The sequence below is a fragment of the Nocardioides cavernae genome (assembly GCF_016907475.1).
In the GTDB taxonomy this organism is placed as follows: Bacteria; Actinomycetota; Actinomycetes; order Propionibacteriales; family Nocardioidaceae; genus Nocardioides; species Nocardioides cavernae.
The window spans coordinates 70,662-91,029 of the sequence record NZ_JAFBCA010000001.1; the positions used below are offsets into that span (position 1 = coordinate 70,662).

The 20,368-nt window shown below is 73.0% G+C and carries 25 protein-coding genes; 14 read left to right on the forward strand and 11 right to left on the reverse strand.

Annotation, left to right across the window (positions count from 1 at the left end):
* The first annotated feature begins 118 nt into the window (after window positions 1–118).
* The 9 genes from JOD65_RS00360 (at window position 119) to JOD65_RS00400 (ending at window position 8,027) form a co-directional block, all read left to right on the forward strand.
* Window positions 119–454 carry an ANTAR domain-containing protein gene (locus JOD65_RS00360; protein WP_191194288.1) on the forward strand — a complete coding sequence of 112 codons (336 nt, stop codon included), beginning with the start codon at window positions 119–121 and terminating at the stop codon, window positions 452–454.
* A gap of 8 nt (window positions 455–462) precedes the next feature.
* Entirely contained in the window at window positions 463–1,173 is a 711-nt protein-coding gene (locus JOD65_RS00365) for a GAF and ANTAR domain-containing protein (protein WP_191194287.1), read from the forward strand.
* A gap of 113 nt (window positions 1,174–1,286) precedes the next feature.
* Complete coding sequence (locus JOD65_RS00370) at window positions 1,287–2,432, forward strand: glycosyltransferase (protein WP_307820851.1); 1,146 nt, start codon at window positions 1,287–1,289, stop codon at window positions 2,430–2,432.
* Window positions 2,429–3,496 (forward strand): glycosyltransferase, encoded by a 1,068-nt coding sequence (locus JOD65_RS23865; protein ID WP_307820853.1) that lies wholly within the window; start codon window positions 2,429–2,431, stop codon window positions 3,494–3,496. Before JOD65_RS00370 ends, JOD65_RS23865 begins: the two co-directional genes overlap by 4 nt.
* The gene (locus tag JOD65_RS23870) at window positions 3,493–4,539 is read left to right on the forward strand and encodes a glycosyltransferase (RefSeq protein ID WP_191194285.1); all 1,047 of its coding nucleotides are present in this window, start codon (window positions 3,493–3,495) and stop codon (window positions 4,537–4,539) included. Before JOD65_RS23865 ends, JOD65_RS23870 begins: the two co-directional genes overlap by 4 nt.
* Window positions 4,536–5,393, forward strand: coding sequence for a glycosyltransferase family 2 protein (locus tag JOD65_RS00385; protein ID WP_191194284.1), 858 nt, complete (start codon window positions 4,536–4,538; stop codon window positions 5,391–5,393). Before JOD65_RS23870 ends, JOD65_RS00385 begins: the two co-directional genes overlap by 4 nt.
* A complete protein-coding gene (locus JOD65_RS00390) occupies window positions 5,390–5,827 on the forward strand; it encodes an SRPBCC family protein (protein WP_191194283.1) in 438 nt (145 codons plus the stop codon). The genes JOD65_RS00385 and JOD65_RS00390 overlap by 4 nt, the downstream gene beginning before the upstream one ends.
* A complete protein-coding gene (locus JOD65_RS00395; protein ID WP_204810873.1) occupies window positions 5,824–7,413 on the forward strand; it encodes a phytoene desaturase family protein in 1,590 nt (529 codons plus the stop codon). Before JOD65_RS00390 ends, JOD65_RS00395 begins: the two co-directional genes overlap by 4 nt.
* On the forward strand, window positions 7,410–8,027 hold the full coding sequence (locus tag JOD65_RS00400) for a methyltransferase (RefSeq protein ID WP_191194282.1): 618 nt from the start codon (window positions 7,410–7,412) through the stop codon (window positions 8,025–8,027). The genes JOD65_RS00395 and JOD65_RS00400 overlap by 4 nt, the downstream gene beginning before the upstream one ends.
* Before the next feature lie 92 nt (window positions 8,028–8,119).
* On the opposite strand, the gene JOD65_RS00405 is transcribed toward JOD65_RS00400, so the two are convergent.
* Genes JOD65_RS00405 through JOD65_RS00415 form a run of 3 tightly spaced genes read right to left on the reverse strand, consistent with a single transcriptional unit; the run spans window position 8,120 to window position 10,448 of the window.
* A complete protein-coding gene (locus tag JOD65_RS00405; protein WP_268109523.1) occupies window positions 8,120–8,317 on the reverse strand; it encodes a CDGSH iron-sulfur domain-containing protein in 198 nt (65 codons plus the stop codon).
* Complete coding sequence (locus JOD65_RS00410; protein WP_191194281.1) at window positions 8,314–9,270, reverse strand: iron-containing redox enzyme family protein; 957 nt, start codon at window positions 9,268–9,270, stop codon at window positions 8,314–8,316. Before JOD65_RS00410 ends, JOD65_RS00405 begins: the two co-directional genes overlap by 4 nt.
* Window positions 9,267–10,448: a zinc-dependent alcohol dehydrogenase gene (locus JOD65_RS00415; RefSeq protein WP_191194280.1), complete on the reverse strand. Its 1,182-nt coding sequence runs from the start codon at window positions 10,446–10,448 to the stop codon at window positions 9,267–9,269. The genes JOD65_RS00410 and JOD65_RS00415 overlap by 4 nt, the downstream gene beginning before the upstream one ends.
* A 208-nt stretch (window positions 10,449–10,656) precedes the next feature.
* Here JOD65_RS00415 and JOD65_RS00420 point away from each other — a divergent pair, with 208 nt between their 5' ends.
* Together JOD65_RS00420 and JOD65_RS00425 are read left to right on the forward strand one after the other, a co-directional pair.
* Window positions 10,657–11,352, forward strand: a complete 696-nt coding sequence (locus JOD65_RS00420) for a GAF and ANTAR domain-containing protein (protein ID WP_191194279.1) — start codon at window positions 10,657–10,659, stop codon at window positions 11,350–11,352.
* A gap of 53 nt (window positions 11,353–11,405) precedes the next feature.
* Window positions 11,406–11,867, forward strand: coding sequence for a hypothetical protein (locus JOD65_RS00425; RefSeq protein WP_191194278.1), 462 nt, complete (start codon window positions 11,406–11,408; stop codon window positions 11,865–11,867).
* A gap of 30 nt (window positions 11,868–11,897) precedes the next feature.
* Here JOD65_RS00425 and JOD65_RS00430 read toward each other — a convergent pair whose 3' ends face one another.
* The 7 genes from JOD65_RS00430 to JOD65_RS00460 form a co-directional block, all read right to left on the reverse strand.
* Window positions 11,898–12,566 carry a response regulator transcription factor gene (locus JOD65_RS00430; protein ID WP_191194277.1) on the reverse strand — a complete coding sequence of 223 codons (669 nt, stop codon included), beginning with the start codon at window positions 12,564–12,566 and terminating at the stop codon, window positions 11,898–11,900.
* A gap of 51 nt (window positions 12,567–12,617) precedes the next feature.
* Window positions 12,618–13,295, reverse strand: a complete 678-nt coding sequence (locus JOD65_RS00435; protein WP_191194276.1) for a hypothetical protein — start codon at window positions 13,293–13,295, stop codon at window positions 12,618–12,620.
* A 267-nt stretch (window positions 13,296–13,562) separates the two neighbouring features.
* Entirely contained in the window at window positions 13,563–14,027 is a 465-nt protein-coding gene (locus JOD65_RS00440) for a hypothetical protein (protein WP_191194275.1), read from the reverse strand.
* 50 nt (window positions 14,028–14,077) lie between these two features.
* Window positions 14,078–14,668 (reverse strand): rhomboid family intramembrane serine protease, encoded by a 591-nt coding sequence (locus JOD65_RS00445; protein ID WP_204810876.1) that lies wholly within the window; start codon window positions 14,666–14,668, stop codon window positions 14,078–14,080.
* Window positions 14,669–14,705: 37 nt separating this feature from the next.
* Window positions 14,706–15,185: a PPOX class F420-dependent oxidoreductase gene (locus JOD65_RS00450; protein ID WP_191194273.1), complete on the reverse strand. Its 480-nt coding sequence runs from the start codon at window positions 15,183–15,185 to the stop codon at window positions 14,706–14,708.
* 22 nt (window positions 15,186–15,207) lie between these two features.
* Window positions 15,208–15,858, reverse strand: coding sequence for an HAD family hydrolase (locus tag JOD65_RS00455; RefSeq protein WP_204810878.1), 651 nt, complete (start codon window positions 15,856–15,858; stop codon window positions 15,208–15,210).
* On the reverse strand, window positions 15,855–17,462 hold the full coding sequence (locus tag JOD65_RS00460) for an amidohydrolase (RefSeq protein WP_191194272.1): 1,608 nt from the start codon (window positions 17,460–17,462) through the stop codon (window positions 15,855–15,857). The genes JOD65_RS00455 and JOD65_RS00460 overlap by 4 nt, the downstream gene beginning before the upstream one ends.
* Window positions 17,463–17,507: 45 nt before the next feature.
* On the opposite strand from JOD65_RS00460, the gene JOD65_RS00465 reads away from it, so the two are divergent.
* On the forward strand, window positions 17,508–18,302 hold the full coding sequence (locus tag JOD65_RS00465; RefSeq protein ID WP_191194271.1) for an SDR family NAD(P)-dependent oxidoreductase: 795 nt from the start codon (window positions 17,508–17,510) through the stop codon (window positions 18,300–18,302).
* 9 nt (window positions 18,303–18,311) lie between these two features.
* On the opposite strand, the gene JOD65_RS00470 is transcribed toward JOD65_RS00465, so the two are convergent.
* Window positions 18,312–18,809 carry a nucleoside deaminase gene (locus JOD65_RS00470; protein WP_191194270.1) on the reverse strand — a complete coding sequence of 166 codons (498 nt, stop codon included), beginning with the start codon at window positions 18,807–18,809 and terminating at the stop codon, window positions 18,312–18,314.
* 100 nt (window positions 18,810–18,909) lie between these two features.
* Between JOD65_RS00470 and JOD65_RS00475 the strand changes: the two genes are divergently transcribed.
* Complete coding sequence (locus tag JOD65_RS00475) at window positions 18,910–19,353, forward strand: SRPBCC family protein (protein ID WP_191194269.1); 444 nt, start codon at window positions 18,910–18,912, stop codon at window positions 19,351–19,353.
* Window positions 19,354–19,407: 54 nt separating this feature from the next.
* The gene (gene ppk2, locus JOD65_RS00480) at window positions 19,408–20,214 is read left to right on the forward strand and encodes a polyphosphate kinase 2 (protein ID WP_191194268.1); all 807 of its coding nucleotides are present in this window, start codon (window positions 19,408–19,410) and stop codon (window positions 20,212–20,214) included.
* Window positions 20,215–20,368 lie beyond the last annotated feature (154 nt).

The following is a 20,368-nucleotide window of genomic DNA, read 5'->3' on the forward strand; positions in this document are numbered from 1 at the left end:
AACCCGGGAACGGCCGTCCCGCCCATCCGGAGGTGTCAGGATCAGCCTGTAGGGTGGACCACCGAACACTCGATACTCCGCCCTGTGTCCGCGGACCTACGTCATGCAAGAGGTGACGATGTCTGGGACACCCCTATCTCCGGGCGAGCCAGCCCCCCACGCCGACGCCCTGCGCGACGAGGTCGCGCACCTGCACGAGGCCGTGAAGTCGCAGCGCGACATCGGCATGGCCATCGGGCTGCTGTCGGCCCGGTTCGGCCTCAGCACCGAGCAGGCCTGGCGCACCATCCTGCGCGTCTCGCAGGACAGCAACACCAAGGTCCGCACCGTCGCGCGGGTGCTCGTGGCCACCCACGACGGCAGCGCGGGACCCGAGGATCGCGAGATCCTCGCGAGGTTCGTCGTGCACCTGCCCGCGTCGGGATGGCCGGCAGGCCCTGCGTCCGGTGGATAATCCAGCGCATGAACATCGACGACGCCGCACTGGCCGAGAGCCTGCGCCGGTTGTCCCAGCCCCGTGACGACGACGGCAGCCTCGTCTCCGCGCTCCACGTCGTGGTCACCGCCTGCGCCGACCTGTTCGGTGTGGACGGCGCGGGCGTGCTCATCGCCGACGAGCAGGACCTCCTCGTCTACGCCGCCGCGAGCGACGGGCCTGGACGGCTGCTCGAGCAGACCGAGGCAGAGGCGGGCGAGGGGCCGTGCACCGAGGCGTTCGTCCAGGGCCGCGTGGTCACCAGCCGCGACGTGACGGCCGAGGCCGATCGCTGGCCCACGCTGGCCAGCGCCATGGCCGATCAGCCGGTGCGGGCCGTGCTCGGCACGCCGGTGCTGCTCGGAGGCGTGCCGGTCGGCACCCTCGACGTCTACAAGAGCCGGGCCCACGACTGGGACGACAGCGAGCAGGCAGCGATCGGGAGGTACGCCGAGATCATCTCGACGACCCTGGGCGCCGCCCTGCAGGCGCACACTGCGGGTGAGCTGGCCCGGCAGCTGCAGTACGCCCTCGACTACCGCGTGGTCATCGAGCGAGCCGTGGGCTACCTCATGGCCAAGCAGTCACTGGACGCCGTCAGTGCGTTCAACGCGCTGCGCAACGCCGCGCGCAGCCGTCGTACCAAGATCGGGGTCGTGTCCGAGCACGTCCTCGAGACCGGGTCGCTACCGGCCTGACGGCACCCGGCCTCACCGGACGTCGCACCTCCCCTGGGATGGATTTTGCGGATTTTCGGCCCTCCGGAGCCCTTCTTCCCGCATGGGCACCACCTGGGCGGGTACATCTGCGCGTGACCACCTCCGACATGACCACGGGGGCGCGCACGGCGCCGTCCGTGTCGCGTCCGCGGACCGGGCGCCTCGTCATCGCCTCGGTGCCCGCCAACCACGCGTACGTCCGTCACCTCGCGCCCGAGGACGGCTCGGGTCCGGTGCGCCTGCCCGACCCCACGCCTCCGGGCGCGGCCACCACGCAGCAGTGGTGGCCCCCGGTCATGCTCGACGCCGCCTGGGTCGAGGACCACGACTTCGACGTCTTCCACCTCCACTTCGGCTTCGACGCCCGCAGCCCCGCGGACCTCGAGGAGCTGGTCGCCGCGCTCCGCCGACGCGGCAAGCCGCTGGTCTTCACCGTCCACGACCTGCGCAACCCCCACCACCTCGACCGCGAGGCGCACGACCGCCACCTCGACGTCCTCGTGCCGGCCGCCGACGCGCTGATCACGTTGACGAAGGGCGCCGCCGCCGAGATCCGGGCGCGTTGGGGCCGCGAGGCGGTCGTGGTGCCGCACCCCCACGTCGTACCCCTCGACGTGATGCGCCGCGCCGCCGCCGTGCGCGGGGTGCTGGGACGTGAGCCGCGCCACCGCGAGCTCCGCATTGGCCTGCACGTGAAGAGCCTGCGCGCCGGCATGCACCCCCACCCGCTGCTCCCCGTGCTCGTCGATGCCGTCCGCGACCTGCCGGGCGCGGTGCTGCAGGTCAACGGGCACCGTGACGTGCTCCTCCCCGACGGCTCGAGGTACGACGCCGAGCTCGCTGCTGCACTCCAGCACCACGCGGCCCGCGGTGAGGTCGACCTGCGCATCCACGACTTCCTCGACGACGACGCGCTGTGGGCCTACCTGGCAGACCTCGACGTGTCGGTCCTGCCCTACCGCTTCGGCACCCACAGCGGCTGGCTCGAGGCCTGTCGCGACCTCGGGACCGCCGTCATCGCCCCCTCGTGCGGCTACTACGCCGACCAGGGACCGGTGCTGACCTACGAGCACGACGAGGACCACCTCGACGCGGCCAGCCTGGTGGCAGCCGTGCGCGAGGTCCACGCGAACCACGCAGCCGTCCCGATCGACGTCGACGCGCGACGGCGACAGCGGGCGCAGGTCGCCACCGCCCACGCCCGGGTGTACGACTCCGTGGCGGGTGGTCGACGGTGAGGATCTGCCTCATCGCCTCCAGCCGCTTCCCCATCCGAGAGCCCTTCGCCGGCGGTCTTGAGTCGATGACCTGGACGACCGCGCGCGGCCTGGCCGAGCGGGGGCACGACGTCACGCTCTTCGCCGGACCCGGGTCCGACACGTCGCTGCCGGTGCGCCTCCTGCCGCTGTCGACGGTGCAGGTCAGCACCGTCGCGATGGCCGACAAGTTCGCGCCCGGACCGGGATGGCTCGCCGAGCACCACGCCTACCTCGCCCTGATGCTCTCCCTCGCGCGCACCGGCGCCGAGGAGTACGACGTCGTGCACAACAACAGCCTCCACCACCTGCCGATCGCGATGGCTGCGGCCGTCGACGTCCCGATGGTGACCACCCTCCACACCCCGCCCCTGCCGATGATCGAGTCGGCGCTGGCCCTGTGCCCGCGCCCGCCGCGCTTCGTGGCGGTGAGCGAGTGGACGGCGCAGTCGTGGCGCCACGCGGTCGACAGCGACGTCGTGCTCAACGGGCTCGACCTGCGCGACTGGCCGGCCGGACCCGGCGGCGGCCCGGCGGTGTGGTCGGGGCGGATCGTGCCGGAGAAGGCGCCCCACCTCGCGATCGAGGCCTGCCGGATCGCGGGCGTGCCGCTCGTGCTGGCCGGGCCCGTGCAGGACCGGGCCTACTTCGACCGGGAGGTCGCGCCGCTGCTGGGCGACGACGCCCACTACGCCGGGCACCTCGCGCAGCGCGACCTCTCCGCCCTGCTGCGCCGGGCGTCGGTGGCGGTGGTGACGCCCATGTGGGACGAGCCCTACGGTCTCGTCGCCGCCGAGGCCATGGCCAGCGGCACCCCCGTCGCGACCTTCGCCCGCGGTGGGCTCAGCCAGGTCGTGTCGCCGCAGGGCGGCGTGCTCGCGGCACCCGGAGACGCAGCGGCCCTCGCCGAGGCCGTCGTGGCCGCGGCCGGGCTCGACCGGGACGGCGTGCGCGCCTACGCCGAGTCCACCTGCAGCGCCGACGCGATGGTCGAGAGCTATCTCGACATCTATGCCGAGCTCACCCGCCAGGACGACGCGGCGTGACCCGCGACGACGCCACGGGGGTCGTCGGCTACTACGTCCACCACGTCGGCAGCGGGCACCGCCACCGTGCCGAGGTGCTCGCCGCCCGGCTGCGGCGCGACGGCATCGGCGTGACCGGACTGTCGTCCCTGCCCCGGCCCGACGGCTGGGAGGGCGACTGGGTGCGGCTGCCCCGCGACGACGACGGCGACCCCCGCGACGTCTCGGCCCACGGTCACCTGCACTGGGCTCCCGTCCTGCACGACGGCACCCGCTCCCGGGCCGCCGCCCTCAGCACGTGGCTGGAGACCGCCCGTCCCGACCTGCTCGTCGTCGACGTGTCCGTCGAGGTGCTGCTCCTCGCCCGCCTCCACGGGATCCCCGCCGTCGGCGTGGTCCTCCCCGGACGCCGCGACGACCGCGCCCACCTGCTGGGGTTCGGCGTCGCCGAAGCGCTGGTCGGGTTCTGGCCGCGCGCGGCGCGCGACATGACGCCCGGACTGCCCGACGACCTGCGCGAGCGGCTGGTGCCGGTGGGGGCGCTGTCGCGCCACCCGGTGCGCACGGAGCCGGTCCACGCGGCCGCGGCAGCCGGTCGTACGGTCGCCCTGCTGCTCGGGTCGGGTGGCCACGACGTCACCGCCGACGACGTACGCCTCGCGCAGGCGGCCACCCCCGACTGGCGCTGGCACGTGCTCGGCGCCGACCGGAGCACCTGGGTCGCCGACCCGTCGGCGGTGCTCGCCGGCGCGGACGTGGTGGTCACCCACGCCGGACAGAACGCGCTCGCCGAGACGGCGGCGGCCCGGCGGCCGGCGGTCCTCCTGCCGCAGCACCGACCCCACGACGAGCAGCAGACCACCGGCACCGTGCTCGCCGACGGCTGGCCGGCCGTCGTCCGACCCGCCTGGCCCGCCGCCGACGAGTGGGCCGGCGTGCTCGACCGGGCAGCCGACCTCGACCCGCGCGGCTGGGCGGAGTGGTGCGACGGCCGGGCCGCCGACCGGTTCGCCGACGTGGTCCTGCAGACCCGCGCGCGCCTCGTAGACAGGACGGCCCGATGACCCGCGTCGCCGTCGTCACGATCGCCCACGGCCGCCACGAGCACCTCGCCGCCCAGCACCGCTCGCTCGCCCGCGGCACCGTCCGGCCCGACCACTACCTCACGGTCGCGATGGACGACCCAGCCATCGTCGAGGAGCAGGTCGACGGGCTCGTCCGCGAGGTCGTCGCCGTCGGTCGCGGACCCGCGGGCGGCCTGCCACTGGCCGCCGCCCGCAACCTCGGCGTCCGCACCGCGATCGACGCCGGTGCCGACGTGGTCGTGCTCCTCGACGTCGACTGCCTGGCCGCGGCCGGCCTCGTGGCGTCGTACGCCGACGTGGTCACGGCGCAGCCGGAGCGCATCTGGTCGGGACCGGTGACCTACCTTCCTCCCCGCCCGCCGGGCGGCTACCCCGAGGACCCGGCCGACCTCACGGCCTGGGACGACCCGCACCCGGCGCGACCGAGCCCCGCGCCCGGCGAGCTGCTGGAGTCCGACGATCCCGACCTCTTCTGGTCGTTGTCCTTCGCCGTGCACCCGCGCACGTGGGAGCGCCTCGGCGGCTTCTGCGAGGGCTACACCGGCTACGGCGGGGAGGACACCGACCTGGGTCGTACGGCGATCGCCCGCGGCATCGGCCTCGGCTGGGTCGGCGGCGCCCGCGCCTACCACCAGCACCACCCGGTCAGCAACCCCCCGGTCGAGCACCTCGACGACATCCTGCGCAACGGCCGGCTCTTCCACGAGCGGTGGGGCGAGTGGCCGATGACGGGATGGCTGGAGGAGTTCGAGCGTCGGGGACTGGTGCGCCGCGAGGATGGGAACTGGACCCGGGAGACAGCTGTGAGCAGCACGAAGGAGACGACCCCATGAGCACGACGACCCGATCCGTGTCCGCCACGCCCGAGCAGGTGTGGGAGGTGCTGGCCGACGGCTGGCTCTACCCCCTCTTCGTCGTCGGAGCGTCCCGGATGCGCGACGTCGACGCGTCGTGGCCCGCCGTCGGCGCGAAGCTGCACCACAGCGTCGGCACCTGGCCGCTGCTGATCGACGACACCACGGAGGTCGTCGAGGTCGAGGAGGGCGAGCGGCTCCTGCTGCTCGCCCGCGGTTGGCCCGCCGGCCAGGCGCACGTCGACATCTCCCTGCAGTCCACCGGAGACACCACGGTCGTCACCATCACCGAGGACGCGACGGCCGGGCCCGGTCTCCTCGTGCCCAAGCCGCTGCGCGACGTCCAGCTGCACTGGCGCAACATCGAGACCCTGCGACGACTGGCCTTCGTGGTGGAGGGCCGGACGCAGTGAGCGCCGGCTCGACAGGCGCGTACGACGCCGTCGTGGTCGGTGCCGGCCCCAACGGGCTGGTCGCCGCCAACCTGCTGGTCGACGCCGGCTGGCGCGTGCTGGTGCTCGAGGCGCAGGCCACGCCGGGCGGTGCGGTCCGCAGCGACCGGGAGGTGTACCCCGACTTCGTCCACGACACGTTCAGCGCGTTCTACCCGCTGGCCGTGGCGTCGCGCGCGATCACCGACCTGCGCTTGGAGGAGCACGGGCTGACGTGGGAGCACGCCCCGGCCGTGCTCGGCCACCCCTTCGGCGACGGGCAGTGGGCGGTCCTGCACCGCGACCGCCACGACACGGCGGCCGGCCTCGACGCGCTCCACGCGGGCGACGGCGACACCTGGCTGGAGCTGTGCCGCACCTGGGACCGCATCGGCCCGGCGCTGGTCGACGGGCTCACCTCCCCCTTCCCTCCGGTGCGCGCGGGAGCCCGGCTGGTGCCGGCGCTGGCCCGGACCGGCGGGCTCGACACCGTGCGGCGACTGGCGACCCCGGTCGCCTCGCTCGGCCGCGAGCTCTTCTCCGGCCCCGCCGCCCAGCTGCTGCTCAACGGCAACGCCGGCCACGCCGACTTCCCCCTCGCCTCACCCGGCTCGGGGGTCTTCGGCGTGCTGATGACGATGCTCGGCCAGACCGTCGGCTTCCCCGTCCCTCGGGGCGGCGCCCAGCAGCTGACCGAGGCCCTCGTCGCGCGCTGCACCTCCCTCGGCGCGGAGCTGGTCACCGACGCCGAGGTGACGGCCGTCGAGGTCCGCGACGGCCGCGTGGCCGGCGTACGCACCCGCGACGGGCAGTCGTACGCCACCCGCGCCGTGCTCGCCGACGTGTCGGCCACCCACCTCTTCGGCCGGCTGGTCGCCGAGGAGCACCTGCCCGCGCGAGTCGTGCGCGGCATGCGCCACTTCGAGCTCGACCCCGGCACCGTGAAGGTGGACTGGGCGCTCTCCGGACCCGTGCCGTGGACCAACCGGCCGGACCGCGCGCCGGGCACGGTGCACATCGCCGACTCCGTTGAGGAGATGACCGAGACCCTGGCCCAGGTCTCGTCGGGCGTGGTGCCGCACCGGCCGTTCCTGCTGACCGGCCAGATGACGTCGAGCGACCCCACCCGGTCCCCCGCCGGCACCGAGTCGTTCTGGGCCTACACTCACGTCCCGCAGCCGGGGGAGACCCGCCGCGACGCTGCGGACGAGATCACCGGCGCGTGGGGCCACGACGACGCGCAGCGCTTCGCCGACCGGATGCAGGCGCGGATCGAGGCGCGCGCGCCCGGGTTCGGCGACCTGGTCCTCGAGCGCCGGGTGCTCGGGCCGCACGAGCTCGAGGCCCGCAACGCCAACCTGGTCGGTGGTGCCGTCAACGGCGGCACGTCGCAGCTGCACCAGGAGCTGGTCTTCCGGCCCGTCCCGGCGATGCGCGGCCGCGCGTCGACCGGCCTGCCGGGGCTCTACCTCGCCTCCGCCTCCGCGCACCCCGGCGGCGGCGTCCACGGGGCGGCCGGTGCGAACGCCGCCCGCGCCGCCCTCTGGCACCGAAGGATCCGCAGATGACCGACCACCTCGCCTTCGGCACCCTGACGATCGCGTACGACGACCGCGTGCTGCGGCCACGGGAGTGGACGGCCGCGCAGTCGGAGTGGGCGGCCGACCTGATGGCCACCGCTCCCGGCGGGACGGTGCTCGAGCTCTGCGCGGGCGCCGGCCACATCGGTCTGCTCGCGGTCGCCGCCTCCGGCCGCCGGTTGCTCTGCGTCGACGCCAACCCCGTGGCGTGCGACTTCGCCCGGGCCAACGCCGCCGCCGCCGGGATGGCCGAGCGGGTCGAGGTGCGCGAGGGGCGGCTTGAGGGTGCGCTCGCGCCCGATGAGACGTTCCCGGTGATCATCGCCGACCCGCCCTGGGTGCCGCGCGAGCAGACCTCCCGCTACCCCGAGGACCCGCTCACCGCCATCGACGGCGGCGACGACGGCCTCGACGTCGCCCGCGCCTGCCTCGCGGTCATCGACGACCACCTCTCCCCCGGCGGCTCGGCCGTGCTCCAGGTCGGCACCCGCGCCCAGACCGACGCCCTGCGCCGGGAACCCTGCTTCGCCGACGGCCGGCTCGCGATGGTGGAGGTGCGGCAGCAGGTGCGCGGGGTGCTCGCGCGCATCGACCGCGCCTGACGGCGTACCGCCGACGTTGCGGTGGGCGGTGTCCCAACCACATTCGCCGGGGCAGGAATGTGGCTCACGCACCGCTCGGGGCGCGGAGTTCGTCAGCGCGGGATGACCTTGTGGGTCCCGTCGCACCAGGGCAGGCGGCTCGACTTCTCGCAGCGGCAGAGGGCGACGACGGGGCGGTCGACGGCGTGGACCGTGCCCTCGAGGTCCTGCACGGACTCGGCGCCGCGGAGCAGCATCGGGCCGTGCGGCACGAGCACCACGTCGGGGTGGTCGAAGTCGCGCTCGCTCACCGCTGGGCCTCCCACGCCCCGAGCATCGCGGTCGCGAAGCGTGCCTCGACGTCGAGGCAGGTGAAGGCGCCGAAGAGGATCTCGGCCGCCTGCTCGGGCTCGTCGTCGGCGAGGGTGCCGCAGATGTCGCGGGCGGCGAGGTGCTCGTGGATCGCGTCGGCCTCGACGTGCTCGTCGTAGTAGGCCGACATCGGACCCTCGAGCCCCAGCCGGTCGAGCCCCTGCACCATCTTGCGCGAGGGCAGCGAGCTGGTCATCTCGAACGCCGCGAGGTGCCCCATCGCCGCGCCGCGCAGACGGCGGTGCAGGCCGAAGAGGGAACCGGCGTTGTTCATCTCGAGGTTCTCCGCGACGGCGTCGTCGACGTAGGCGCCGTACTCCGCCCGGAGGCCGACGGCCTCGAGGCCGCGCGCGAAGAGGTGGGAGTGAAGCCGGTTGGGGTCGCCGTCGCCGTACTCGTCGAACTGCAGCGCCATCAGCGCGGCCTTGGCCCGCACGGGCAGCCGCGGCACGACGAAGGCCGACGGGTCGGACTCCTTGAGGTGGTAGACCGAGCGCTGCCGCAGCAGCTCGAGCACCTGGTCGCGGTCGGCGCGCCGGCGCACGAAGTCGGCCAGCGAGGGTCCGTCGTCGGCGGCGACGAGGTCCTCGAGGACGGTGGGTACGTCGGCGGCCGCGGGCGTCGCCTCGACGCGGGCCTCCACCCATCGCTCGCGCAGCCGGTCCTCAAGTGCGGTCTCGAGGTCACGGCGTACGCCGAGCAAGTCGGGGTCCCACTCCGCGCGGTCGTCGGCGTCCTCGAAGCCGCGGAACGACAGCTCGTGCAGCGTCCAGAGCGCGATCGACTCGTCGTCCCACGAGTCCGCCCCGGGTGCCGAGCCGGTGAGCCCCGGCTCGGCGAGCCGGGCGACGAGCCACTCGCTCAGCCCGCCGCGCGGCTTGGGCAGCCTCACGGCGTGAACACCACCTTGACCATGCCGTCCTCCTTGTCGCGGAACTTCCGGTAGGCCTCGGGGGCGTCGTCGAGCGGCAGGTGGTGGGTGGCGAACGACTCGACGCCCAGCACGTCCTCCTCCTGCTCGAGCAGCGCGAGGATGTCGTCGCTCCAGCGGCGGACGTTGGCCTGGCCCATCCGCACCTGCACCTGCTTGTCGAACAGCTGGAACATGGGCAGCGGGTCGGTGGGGGCGCCGTAGACGCCCGAGATGCTGATGGTGCCGCCGCGACGGACGCTGTCGATGCAGCTCATGAGGGCGGCGAGGCGGTCGACGCCGAAGTTGAGCATCACCTTCTCCTGCACCTTCTTGGGCAGCAGGCCGAGCGCCTTCTGGGCGGTCTCGGCGACCGGCGACCCGTGCGCCTCCATCCCGACGGCGTCGATCACGCCGTCGGCGCCACGGCCGTCGGTGAGCTGGCGGACGGCGTCGCCCACCCCGTCGACCTCGGTGAAGTCGATCGTCTCGGCGCCGCGGCCGTGCACGCGTGCGAGCCGCTCCCGCACGGAGTCGACGACGATGACCCGCAGGCCCCGGTGCAGGGCGATCCGGGCCGCCATGTCGCCGATCGGGCCGGAGCCGACGACCAGGAGCGTGCCGCCGTCCTCGACGTCGGCGTACTCGACGGCCTGCCACGCGGTGGGCAGCACGTCGGAGAGGAACAGGAAGCGGTCGTCCGTCGGGCCGTGCGGCACCTTGATCGGCAGCGTGTCACCGAAGGGCACCCGCAACAGCTCCGCCTGGCCGCCGGGCACCTGCCCGTAGAGCTTGCTGTAGCCGAACAGGCTCGCGCCGGTGCCGGTGTCCCTGTTCTGGGTGGTCTCGCACTGGCTGTGGAGGCCGCGCGAGCACATCCAGCAGGTGCCGCAGCTGATGTTGAACGGCACCACCACGCGGTCGCCGGGCGCCAAGGTCGTGACCGCAGACCCGACCTCGCGCACGATGCCCATCGGCTCGTGGCCGACGATGTCGCCCGTCGTCATGAACGGCGCCAGCGGGTCGTAGAGGTGAAGGTCCGATCCGCACAGCCCGGTCGACGTCACCTCGATGACGACGTCCGTGCGTTCCTGGATGACCGGGTCCGGGACCTCCTTGACCTGCATGTCCTGCTTGCCCTGCCACGTGACTGCCTTCATGGAAGCGAAGACCTCCTCGGTCCGTCGTGCGTGCGTTCGCTCGTGCGTGTGGTTGTGCCTGCCAGTGCCCCGGACGGCCCCTTCCATGCGCCCGCGCGCGAGAGACCCCGGCGTGCACGGGGGATGAGCACCTGACGTGTGTCTTGCCGGAGCCGGTCGCCCGGTGGCACCGTGGAAGTCACCGATTCCACCCCCTGGGAGGGCCGCGATGAACGACGTCTTCGAGCGCCAGCTCGCCGACGCCGTGCGAGAGCTGGACGCCCAGTCCGACCCGCCCCACACCCTGCGGTGCCTGGTGGACATGGCCCCGGAATTCTTCGAGTCCTGCGACTACGTCGGCATCTCGATCGTCGAGCGCGACCGGATCCGCACCCCGGTCGCGACCAACGAGCGGCTGCGACTGCTCGACGAGGCGCAGTACGAGCTGGGCGGGGGTCCGTGCCGCGCGTCGATCCGCGACCACGCGACCGTCGTCGTCCACGACCTCGCCACCGACCCACGCTGGCCGGCGTGGGGACGCGCCATGGTGAACGCGCTCGGGATCCGATCGAGCCTCAGCTTCCGGCTGTTCACCCGTCCCGACCGCACGTGGGGGGCCCTCAACGTCTACTCCACGAAGCCGCGCGCCTTCACCGAGGAGGACGTCCAGCAGGGCCAGATCATCGCGGCGATGGCGGCGGTCGCGCTGGCGCGCTCGGTCAACGACGAGCAGCTCGCCACGGCCCTCGAGTCGCGCACCGTCATCGGTCAGGCGCTCGGCATGCTGATGGAGCGCTACGGCATCGACGAGGACCGCGCCTTCGACGTGCTGCGGCGGCTGTCGTCCCAGGAGAACACCAAGCTGCGTGACCTGGCCGCCCGGGTCGTCGCCCGCACGATCTCCGGCCCCATCGCGCCCCACTGACCCGCCCGTTGGCAGGTGGTGGCAGCCCCTCGCCGTCTGTGAACCTCGGAGGCATGGACGACCAGCCCTCCCCCGAGCACCGGCGGCCCGACGACGTCACCGACGCGACCGTCGAGGCGGTCGGCAAGCTGTCGGCGGCCCTCGACCACGTCGAGGACGCGCGCGGCCACCTCTACGCCTTCCACCGCCTCATGGGCAGCGCCGAGTCGACGCTCGAGGAGGCCGAGGACCTGGTGCGCGAGGCGGGACACGACGACATCGCCGACGCGATGGACCGCGACGTGCTCGGCCAGAACCCGCTGCCGGGGATGTGGTCCTTCCAGATGGTCGAGGCCTTCGACGACGGCTTCTACGCCCGCGCCAAGGGCCTGCACCAGCGGGTCCTCGACGAGCTCATGGAGGGGCAACGCCACGTCTTCGAGGCGGAGATGAAGGAGCTGCGACGCACGCGCGGACGAGAGGGCCACGAGGCCAGGCCGGCGGACGTCGAAGGCGACCCCGAGTACGACGACTGAGGGCCGCGAGGACCTGGCCGAACCGGGTCGTCAGCGTGCGGCGTGGGCGCTCACGCGGGGGCGGGCCTGCTCAGGTTCGTGGGACATCAGCAGCCCGTGCTGGATGGCCCAGAGCACGGCCTGCGAGCGCGAGGTCACCTCGATCTTGGAGTAGGCGCCACGGATGTAGGACTTCACGGAGTTGATGCTCAGGTTGGTCTCCTCGGCGATGTCGCGGTTGGCCTTGCCGGCCGCGATCATCGAGAGCACCTCGGTCTCCCGCTGGGTCAGCGGCCACTTCTCGGCCGCCGCCTTCTCCACCTCGGCCTGGCCGGTCCACGCATCGACGACGACGCGGCCGTCAGCCACCTGCAGCAGGTTCCACACGAGGCGCCGGGCCGGTAGCCACTTGCTGACGAAGCCGGCGGCACCGCGCGACATCTCGGTGGAGACCGCCTCGGGGCTGCAGTCCCAGCCGAAGGCGACCATGCGGGTCGGGAAGCGCTGCGGAGCGGGGCGTACGCCGGCGGTGCGGCGGTGGGGTTCGTAGAGCGTGAGGTCGCACAGGGGCGCCGGACCGTCGGCCCGGTGTGCCACCACGGTGATCAGCGCGGAGTGGGGCTCGAGCATGGCGCGGAGGCCGTGGACGACGAGCTCGCTCTCCTCCATGATCGCCACCTTGACGTGGCGGGTGACGGGGGCAATAGGTCGCTGTTGCATGGCCCGCAGTACCCCGATGGGCGGGTCGCATGCGCCCCGGAAGGTGAAGCCCTAGGCCAGCAGGACCCGGGCCACGCAGGCCGCGTCCGACTCGGAGACGCCGGCACGCTCGGCGGCCTCGCTCAGCATCAGTGCCGCCATGTCCGTGGTCACCGCCATCCGCGCCGCGACGAGGCCCACGGCCACGTCGATGAGCCGCTGCTCGCGGAGCCTCGCGGGTGCGTGCTGCGCACGGCGGAGGGTCTCGAACCCGAGGTCCGCGTTGGTGACCGCGCCCGCCTGCCAGGCTCCCAGCGCCTCGACGAGGCCGTCGATCCGGTCGCTGAACGCGTGGGCCGTGGAGGCGTAGAGGTCGATGTTGAGCACCGCGCGTCCTTCCTCCACCACCGGCAGGCACACGGTGCTGGCGATGGAGCCGAACGCCCGCTCGCGGGCCATGTCGGCCCAGTCCAGCTCGTCGAGGGGGTGGGCCTCACCCGGTGGCGGGCCGGGCCCTGCCTCGCGAGTCTCCTGCGCGGCGACCCCGTCCTGCACGGGCGCGCCGGTGGCGTCGCTGTCGACCAGGGTGAAGGTCAGGTCCTCGTCGAGCAGCGTGACGCTGAGCGCGACACAGTCCGGCACCGAGCGCACGGCCCAGCCCTCGATCACGCGCAGCAGGCCTTCCATGTCGTCGATGGACGACGTCACGTACTCGTCCAGCGCCTCCCGACTCTGCGGCAGCAGCTCCATGACGATCCCCTCGGCACATCGGTGTTGCCTGAGCCCTCGATGCTCCTCCGACGGCACAGGCCACACCACACCCGCGCGGGCGGTGACGTATGGGCATGCGTACGAAACCCGCCGGAGTCACCTCCACGGCGTACGGAAGGTCAGGACCGGCGGGTCCCGCGCTGGTTCGCCGAGGTCGTGGCGGGACGACCCCCGGCGTGACTGAGGTGTACCCCTCAGGGGTGGAGTGCATACGCCCCCCGACTGACCGGGCAGCGTGATGGCCGCCTAGCGGTTGGCGCAGACCAGGTCGGCGGAGAGGGCCGCCTCGGCCGAGAGCTCGACGTCGGGGCCGCAGACCAGGTCGAGCGGGTCGTCCGCCTGCTCGACGGTGGCCACGGCCTCGTCGAAGGCCGGGACCACCTCGGCGCAGGCGTGCTCGAGGCCGATGCGGGTGAGGGTCGAGGTGGAGAGGTCGCCACTGAGCGCCAGCTCGACGGTCCAGTCGCCGGCGTCGGTGCGTACGCAGTCGGCGGCCGCGGTCTGCCGCAGGGCGGCGAAGTCGAAGGTGCCGGTGCCGAGCTCGTCCTCGAGCGCCGACTCCCAGTCGGCGAGCGCCTCGTCCTCGGCCCGCGAGGCCGACTCGGACGCCTCGGTGGTGGCGTCGGCACCACCACAGGCGGCGAGGGCGGGGACGAGCAGGACGGCGAGGAGTGCGGCGGGGACGAGGGGGCGGAGGGCGAGGGCGCGCATGACGGGCAGGCTAGGAGCCGGAGACGGACCCGTCCGGCGTTTGTTACCGATCAGTACGTGATGCTCGACTCACTGCGCCGCCGGGTGGTCAGCACTCGAGCGGCGATGAAGCCGCCGATCGCCCCGAAGAGGTGGCCCTGCCACGAGACGCCCGGCTGGCCGGGGAGGACGCCGAGCAGCGCGCCGCTGTAGAGCAGGAAGACCGCGACCCCGATGAAGATCTCGACGGTGCGACGGTTGAGGATGCCGCGGACGATCAGGTAGACGATCCACCCGAAGATCAGCACCGACGCCCCGGCGTGGGTGCTGCCCGGCTGCGCGAAGAGCCAGACGCCGAGCCCGCCGACGACCCAGATGATCGCGGTCGCGGCGAGCCCGCGGGCCAGGCCGGTCGCGAGGGTGAGGAAGCCGAGCACGAGCACCGGGACGGTGTTGCTGACCAGGTGGTCGAAGCCGAAGTGCAGGGTCGGCGCGAGCGCCACCCCGACCAGCCCGTCCTCGCTGCGGGGCTGGATGCCGTACGCGTCGAGCGGGTTGCCCGTCGCGGCGTCGAAGAGCTCGAGCAGCCACAGCAGCACGACGAACCCGGCGGTGACGAGCGCGGCCCCCTTCCAGGCGGGCTCGCGAGCGGTGGTCTGCATGCCCCTCATCGTGACATCCGGCGCGAAGCTCAGATGTCTAGCGTCGCGCGGCCACCTCGGGCGGGAAGCCGCCGGTGGAGACGGTGCCCCAGCGGGTCGGGGTGATCCGGAGCAGCGACTTGCCCTGGTCGACCATCGCCTGCCGGTACTCCTCCCAGTCGGAGTGCTCGCCGGCGATGCAGCGGAAGTAGTCGACGAACGCGTCGAGCGCCTCCTCCCCCTCGCTCGCGTCGAGCACCTCGCACGTGCCGTCCACCTGCACCCACGCGTCGTCCCACTCGTCGGAGAGGACGACGACGGAGACGCCCGGCCGGTGCCGCGCGTTCTTCGTCTTCGCGCGCTGCGGGTAGGTGGCGACGACGATGCGGCCGCCGTCGTCGACGCCGCCGCTGACCGGCGAGGCCTGCGGACTGCCGTCGGACCGCTCAGTGATCAGCAGCATGCGGTGGCGCGGGCGTACGAACTCCAGCAGCTCGTCGAGCCCGACCTCGGTGTTCGTCGCGATGTTCGGAGCCATGGCTTCGAGGTTAGCGACCGCCTCAGCGCACGAGTGCCCGGAGGTCGGCGACGGTCCTGCCCGCGAGCGTCGGCCACACGACGAAGTCACCGCGCTCCGGCAGGACCGCGTCGTTCGGCACCGCGATGCTGGTCGCGCCCGACGCGATCGCCGACGCGAGCCCGTTGGCCGAGTCCTCGATCGCGACGCAGTCGGAGGCACGTACGCCGAGCAGCTCGGCCGCGCGGAGGTACGGCTCGGGCGATGGCTTGGTCCGCGTGACGTCCTCGGACCCGACGACCACGGTGATCGCGCCCTCGGGCGCGGCTGCGGCGACGAGCGACGCCATCTCGTTGGAGGAGGTGGTGGCGATGGCACACGCGATGCCTTCGAGCCTCAGCTCGGTGAGGAGCTCCCGCGCTCCGGGCCGCCACGGCACGCTCTGGCGCAGCGAGTCGATCACCGCGCGCTCGAGCGTCGCGACGAGCACGGCCGCCTCCATGTCCACGCCCGCCGTCTGCATCGCGACCGCGGTGTCCTGCATGTCCGCGCCGACGAGCGCGAGTCCCTGCTCCTGCGACCAGGTCCCGCCGTGCTTCTCGGCCAGCACGAACTGTTGGGCGATCCAGATCGGCTCGCTGTCGATGAGGGTGCCGTCCATGTCCCACAGGACTGCGGCGAGGCGAGAGGTCACGGAGTGACCACCTCTCCCCCGATCCACACCCGCTCGACCCGGGCGGCGCCGATCTCGTCGGGGGCGTCGAAGGGGTCGCGGTCGAGGAGGACGAGGTCGGCGACCGCGCCGGGCTTGACCATCCCGGCGTCGTCGCGGTGGCACACCCACGCCGACCCGGAGGTGTAGGCCGCGAGGGCGACCTCGAGGGAGAGGGACTGATCGGGGAGGAACGGCTCGCTCCCGGTACGCCCGGGTTCCCCGTACGCCATCCGGTGGACCGCGACGTGGATCGCCTCGAGCGGGTTGGGCGTGCTCACCGGCCAGTCGCTGCCGGCGACGAGGCGGGCGCCGGCGCGGTGGAGGTCGCCGAAGGGGTACTGCCGCGCCGCCCGGTCCTCGCCGAGGAACGGGATGGTGAGGTCGACCATCTGGTCGTCGAAGCAGGCCCAGAGCGCCTGGATGTTGGCCGCGACCTGGAGCTCCGCGAACCGGGGCACGTCGGCCGGGTGCACCAGCTGCAGGTGCGCGATCTGGTGGCGGTGCAGCGGTTCGGTGCCCTCGAGCGCGTCGAGGGCCTCGCGGACGCCGCGGTCGCCGAGCCCGTGGACGTGCACCTGGAAACCGGCCTCGTCGAGAGCACCGACGATGCCACGCAGCGCGACCGGGTCGACGAAGGAGAGGCCCGTGTTGGTCGTCGTGTGCCCGCACCGGTCGAGGTAGGGCTCGACCAGGGCCGCGGTCCCATTCTCCGCGACACCGTCCTGCATGATCTTCACCGAGGTCGCGGCGAACCGCCCGTGGGAGTACGCCGTCCGCTTCTCCACCAGCTCGGCGACCTGCTCCAGCCCGCGGTCGCGCTCCCACCACAGCGCCCCGACCACCGAGGCCACGAGGTCGCCCGAACGGGCAGCGCGCAGGTAGGTCGGTCCGGTGTCCTGCATGCCGGCGTAGGCCCCCACGATGGCGTCCTGCCAGCCGGTGATCCCGAGTGAGAGCAGGTGGCGCTGGCCCTCGAGCAGCCCGGCGTGGAGCTCGTCGGCCGTCGCCGTCGGGAGCACCGCTAGCACGAGGCCCATCGCACCCTCGTGCAGCACGCCGGTCGGTTCGCCCGAGGCGTCCCGCTCGACGCGGCCGTCGGCCGGGTCGGGGGTGTCGCGGGTGATGCCGGCGACCTCGAGCGCGCGGCTGTTGACCCATATGCCGTGGTGGTCGCGGTTGACCAGCGCGGCGGGGCGGTCGGCGACGACGGAGTCGAGCTCGGCCGCGGTCGGGAGCCCGTCCGGGAAGGCCGCCATCGCCCAGCCGCCGCCCTGCACCCAGTCGAGGTCACGACGGGAGTCGGAGTACGACGCCACGTGGGCGAGGTAGGCGGCGCGGTCGATCGGCAGGCCGCTGAGGTCGCAGGTCAGCCGTTCGAGCCCGCCCTGCACCGGGTGGACGTGTGCGTCGGTGAAGCCCGGCAGGAGCAGCGCCCCGCCGCAGTCGACGACCTCGGCGCTGGGAGTGCGCAGCGAGCCCCCGACGGATGCGACGCGGCCGTCGCGCACGAGCACGTCGCCGACGTCCCCGAGGTGGCGGAAGCCGTTGAAGACGCGTGCGTCGGTGAAGACGGTGTCCGGCATGGCGCCCATCGTGGCAGGCCGCCGGCCCGCGCTACGGTCGATCGCATGCAGATCGACCTCACCGGCAAGAGCGCCCTCGTCACCGGATCCACCCAGGGCATCGGCCTGGCGATCGCCCAAGGCCTCGCCTCCGCGGGCGCCCGGGTGGGCGTCAACGGGCGGTCCGAGGAGTCGGTCGGCCGGGCGGTCGACGAGCTCCGGGCCGCGGTCCACGGCGCGGACGTCGTACCCGTCGTGGCCGACGTCGCCACCGACGACGGCTTCGCCGCGGCGGTCGAGGCGATGCCGGAGGTCGACGCGCTGGTCAACAACCTCGGCATCTTCGAGAGCCGGCCGGCGCTGGAGATCACCGACGAGGAGTGGCGGCGGGTCTTCGAGGTCAACGTCCTCGCGAGCGTCCGGCTGACCCGACACCACCTGCCGGAGATGGCGCGGCGCGGCTGGGGCCGGATCCTCTACATCGCCAGCGACTCGGCCGTCGTGACACCGGTCGAGATGATCCACTACGGCATGTCCAAGACGGCACTGCTGGCGGTCTCGCGCGGCTTCGCGAAGGAGGCCGCCGGGACGGGCGTGACCGTGAACTCCGTCATCGCCGGGCCGACCCACACCGGCGGCGTCGAGGACTTCGTGCGCAGCCTGGTCGGTGACGACCTCCCGTGGGACGAGGCGCAGCGCGAGTTCATGACGAAGCACCGTCCGCAGTCGCTGCTCCAGCGACTCATCGAGCCCCACGAGATCGCCGCGATGGTGACCTACCTCAGCTCCCCGCTCGCCTCCGCGACCACGGGCGGTGCGCTGCGGGTGGACGGCGGGTACGTCGACGCGATCCTGCCCTGAGGGCGGGCCTCAGCTGCCGTCGAGCCCGCGCCGGTGCAGCTCACGGACGCGGTCGTCGTACGGCGACACGGGTCCGTGGACGCTCACGCCCGGGGCGACGTCGGTGATCGGCAGCGCGGCGACCGGCGAGGCGGGCAGCCCCCACCCGGCCCGCCACTGCGAGAGCTGCGCGGACGAGGCGGCGTACACGATCGACCCGAGCCCGACCCACGCGTGGCCGGCGGCGCACATCGGGCAGTGCTCGCCCGAGGTGTAGACGACGCAGCCCGCGCGCTCCTCCTCGGGCACGTGGGCGGCGGCCCACTGCGCGAGCTCGAGCTCGGGGTGGGCCGTCGGGTCAGAGCCGGAGACCTCGCGGTTGCGCCCGCTGCGCAGGACGGCACCCGAGGCGTCCACCAGCACCGAGCCGAAGGCGCCGTCCCCGTCCCCGAGCGCCTCCTCGGCGAGGCGCAGGCACAGCTCGAGGTGGTCGGCCGCTCCGGGCAGGTCCGGCAGGTCGGGTGACATGGGCTCCATCTGACCCGATCCGAGCCTGCGCGGACAAGGGTGCAGAGCGCACCCCTTCGGGCGGTCTGTGCTGCCGAGGCGTCTGCCTAGTGTCGAAGCCATGACCACCGTCAGCCGCACCTTCGACGTCCACCCTCAGCCCGCTGTCGTCATCGACTACCTCAAGGACTTCGGCAACGCCGAGCAGTGGGACCCCGGCACCGAGTCGTGCACGCGGCACGACTCCGGCCCCGTCCAGGTGGGCTCGTCGTGGCACAACGTCTCGAAGATCGCCGGCGTGACGACCGAGCTGACCTACACGCTCCAGGAGCTGACCGACGACACGATCACGCTGGTCGGGCACAACGACACCGCGCGCTCCGTGGACACGATCACGGTCGTGCCGAGCCCCGACGGTCCGGGCAGCCGCATCACCTACGAGGCGGTCATCGAGCTCAAGGGGGCGGCCAAGGTCGCCGACCCGGTCATGAAGATCGTCTTCGAGAAGATCGGCAGCGACACCGAGGACGACATGACGACCGTCCTCAACCGTCTCGCCGCCTGACCTCCGCGCGCCGTAGTCTCGGTGCCACCACGCCGTACGACGAGCGGAGGGGCGATGGCCGGGGACGACGAGCGCTACAACTCCGCGGGACGCCTGCGGAGGTCGGCGTACGACACCGAGATGGAGCGGCTGCAGGAGCAGCTGGTGCTGCTGCAGTACTGGATCCAGTCCCAGGGGCTCAAGGTCCTGGTGGTCTTCGAGGGCCGTGGCTCGGCCGGCAAGGGCGGCGTGATCAAGCGGATCACCGAGCGCACCAGCCCGCGCACGGTGCGGATCGCGGCGCTGCCGAGGCCGACCGACCGCGAGCGCACCCAGTGGTACTTCCAGCGCTACGTCGAGCACCTTCCGGCCGGCGGGGAGATGGTCCTGCTCGACCGCAGCTGGTACAACCGCTCGAACGTCGAGTGGGTGATGGGCTTCTGCACCGAGGAGGAGCACCAGGAGTTCCTGCGCAGCTGCCCGGAGTTCGAGCGGATGCTGGTGCGCTCGGGGATCGTGGTCCTGAAGTACTGGTTCTCCGTGAGTGCCGAGGAGCAGCGACGCCGCTTCGAGGCCCGCAACGACGAGCCGCTCAAGCGGTGGAAGCTGTCCGACATGGACCTCGCCGAGCGCGAGCTCTACGTCCGCTACTCGATGGCGAAGGACACCACCTTCCAGTACACCGACATCAAGCAGGCGCCCTGGTACGTCGTCCCGTCCGACGACAAGCGCGCGGCGAGGCTCAACTGCATCAGCCACCTGCTCTCGCAGTTCGCCTACGAGGACGTGGCGCCGCCGCGCGTCGAGCTGCCCGAGGTCCGCGACATCCCCTACGTCCGGCCGCCGCTGCACGAGCAGACCTTCGTGCCCCAGGTGTTCTGAGGCGCACGCCGCTTCGGTCGCTGGTCGAGGAGGGCGCCCCGCGCCCGTCACGAGACCTGGACGCGACCAACGTAGGCAGTTCAACCGGCAGCCCGCTCACCTCGCGCTCGGCGCACCAGACGTACGCCCGAACTGCCTACGTTATGCAGGCTGT

What these genes read in the sequence shown, in the direction of transcription:
- JOD65_RS00360 (WP_191194288.1), top strand. Translation starts at nt 119, where the DNA reads ATGTCTGGGACACCCCTATCTCCGGGCGAGCCAGCCCCCCACGCCGAC.
- JOD65_RS00365 (WP_191194287.1), top strand. Translation starts at nt 463, where the DNA reads ATGAACATCGACGACGCCGCACTGGCCGAGAGCCTGCGCCGGTTGTCC.
- JOD65_RS00385 (WP_191194284.1), top strand. Translation starts at nt 4,536, where the DNA reads ATGACCCGCGTCGCCGTCGTCACGATCGCCCACGGCCGCCACGAGCAC.
- JOD65_RS00390 (WP_191194283.1), top strand. Translation starts at nt 5,390, where the DNA reads ATGAGCACGACGACCCGATCCGTGTCCGCCACGCCCGAGCAGGTGTGG.
- JOD65_RS00400 (WP_191194282.1), top strand. Translation starts at nt 7,410, where the DNA reads ATGACCGACCACCTCGCCTTCGGCACCCTGACGATCGCGTACGACGAC.
- JOD65_RS00415 (WP_191194280.1), bottom strand. Translation starts at nt 10,448, where the DNA reads ATGAAGGCAGTCACGTGGCAGGGCAAGCAGGACATGCAGGTCAAGGAG.
- JOD65_RS00420 (WP_191194279.1), top strand. Translation starts at nt 10,657, where the DNA reads ATGAACGACGTCTTCGAGCGCCAGCTCGCCGACGCCGTGCGAGAGCTG.
- JOD65_RS00425 (WP_191194278.1), top strand. Translation starts at nt 11,406, where the DNA reads ATGGACGACCAGCCCTCCCCCGAGCACCGGCGGCCCGACGACGTCACC.
- JOD65_RS00430 (WP_191194277.1), bottom strand. Translation starts at nt 12,566, where the DNA reads ATGCAACAGCGACCTATTGCCCCCGTCACCCGCCACGTCAAGGTGGCG.
- JOD65_RS00435 (WP_191194276.1), bottom strand. Translation starts at nt 13,295, where the DNA reads ATGGAGCTGCTGCCGCAGAGTCGGGAGGCGCTGGACGAGTACGTGACG.
- JOD65_RS00440 (WP_191194275.1), bottom strand. Translation starts at nt 14,027, where the DNA reads ATGCGCGCCCTCGCCCTCCGCCCCCTCGTCCCCGCCGCACTCCTCGCC.
- JOD65_RS00445 (WP_204810876.1), bottom strand. Translation starts at nt 14,668, where the DNA reads ATGCAGACCACCGCTCGCGAGCCCGCCTGGAAGGGGGCCGCGCTCGTC.
- JOD65_RS00450 (WP_191194273.1), bottom strand. Translation starts at nt 15,185, where the DNA reads ATGGCTCCGAACATCGCGACGAACACCGAGGTCGGGCTCGACGAGCTG.
- JOD65_RS00460 (WP_191194272.1), bottom strand. Translation starts at nt 17,462, where the DNA reads ATGCCGGACACCGTCTTCACCGACGCACGCGTCTTCAACGGCTTCCGC.
- JOD65_RS00465 (WP_191194271.1), top strand. Translation starts at nt 17,508, where the DNA reads ATGCAGATCGACCTCACCGGCAAGAGCGCCCTCGTCACCGGATCCACC.
- JOD65_RS00470 (WP_191194270.1), bottom strand. Translation starts at nt 18,809, where the DNA reads ATGTCACCCGACCTGCCGGACCTGCCCGGAGCGGCCGACCACCTCGAG.
- JOD65_RS00475 (WP_191194269.1), top strand. Translation starts at nt 18,910, where the DNA reads ATGACCACCGTCAGCCGCACCTTCGACGTCCACCCTCAGCCCGCTGTC.
- ppk2 (WP_191194268.1), top strand. Translation starts at nt 19,408, where the DNA reads ATGGCCGGGGACGACGAGCGCTACAACTCCGCGGGACGCCTGCGGAGG.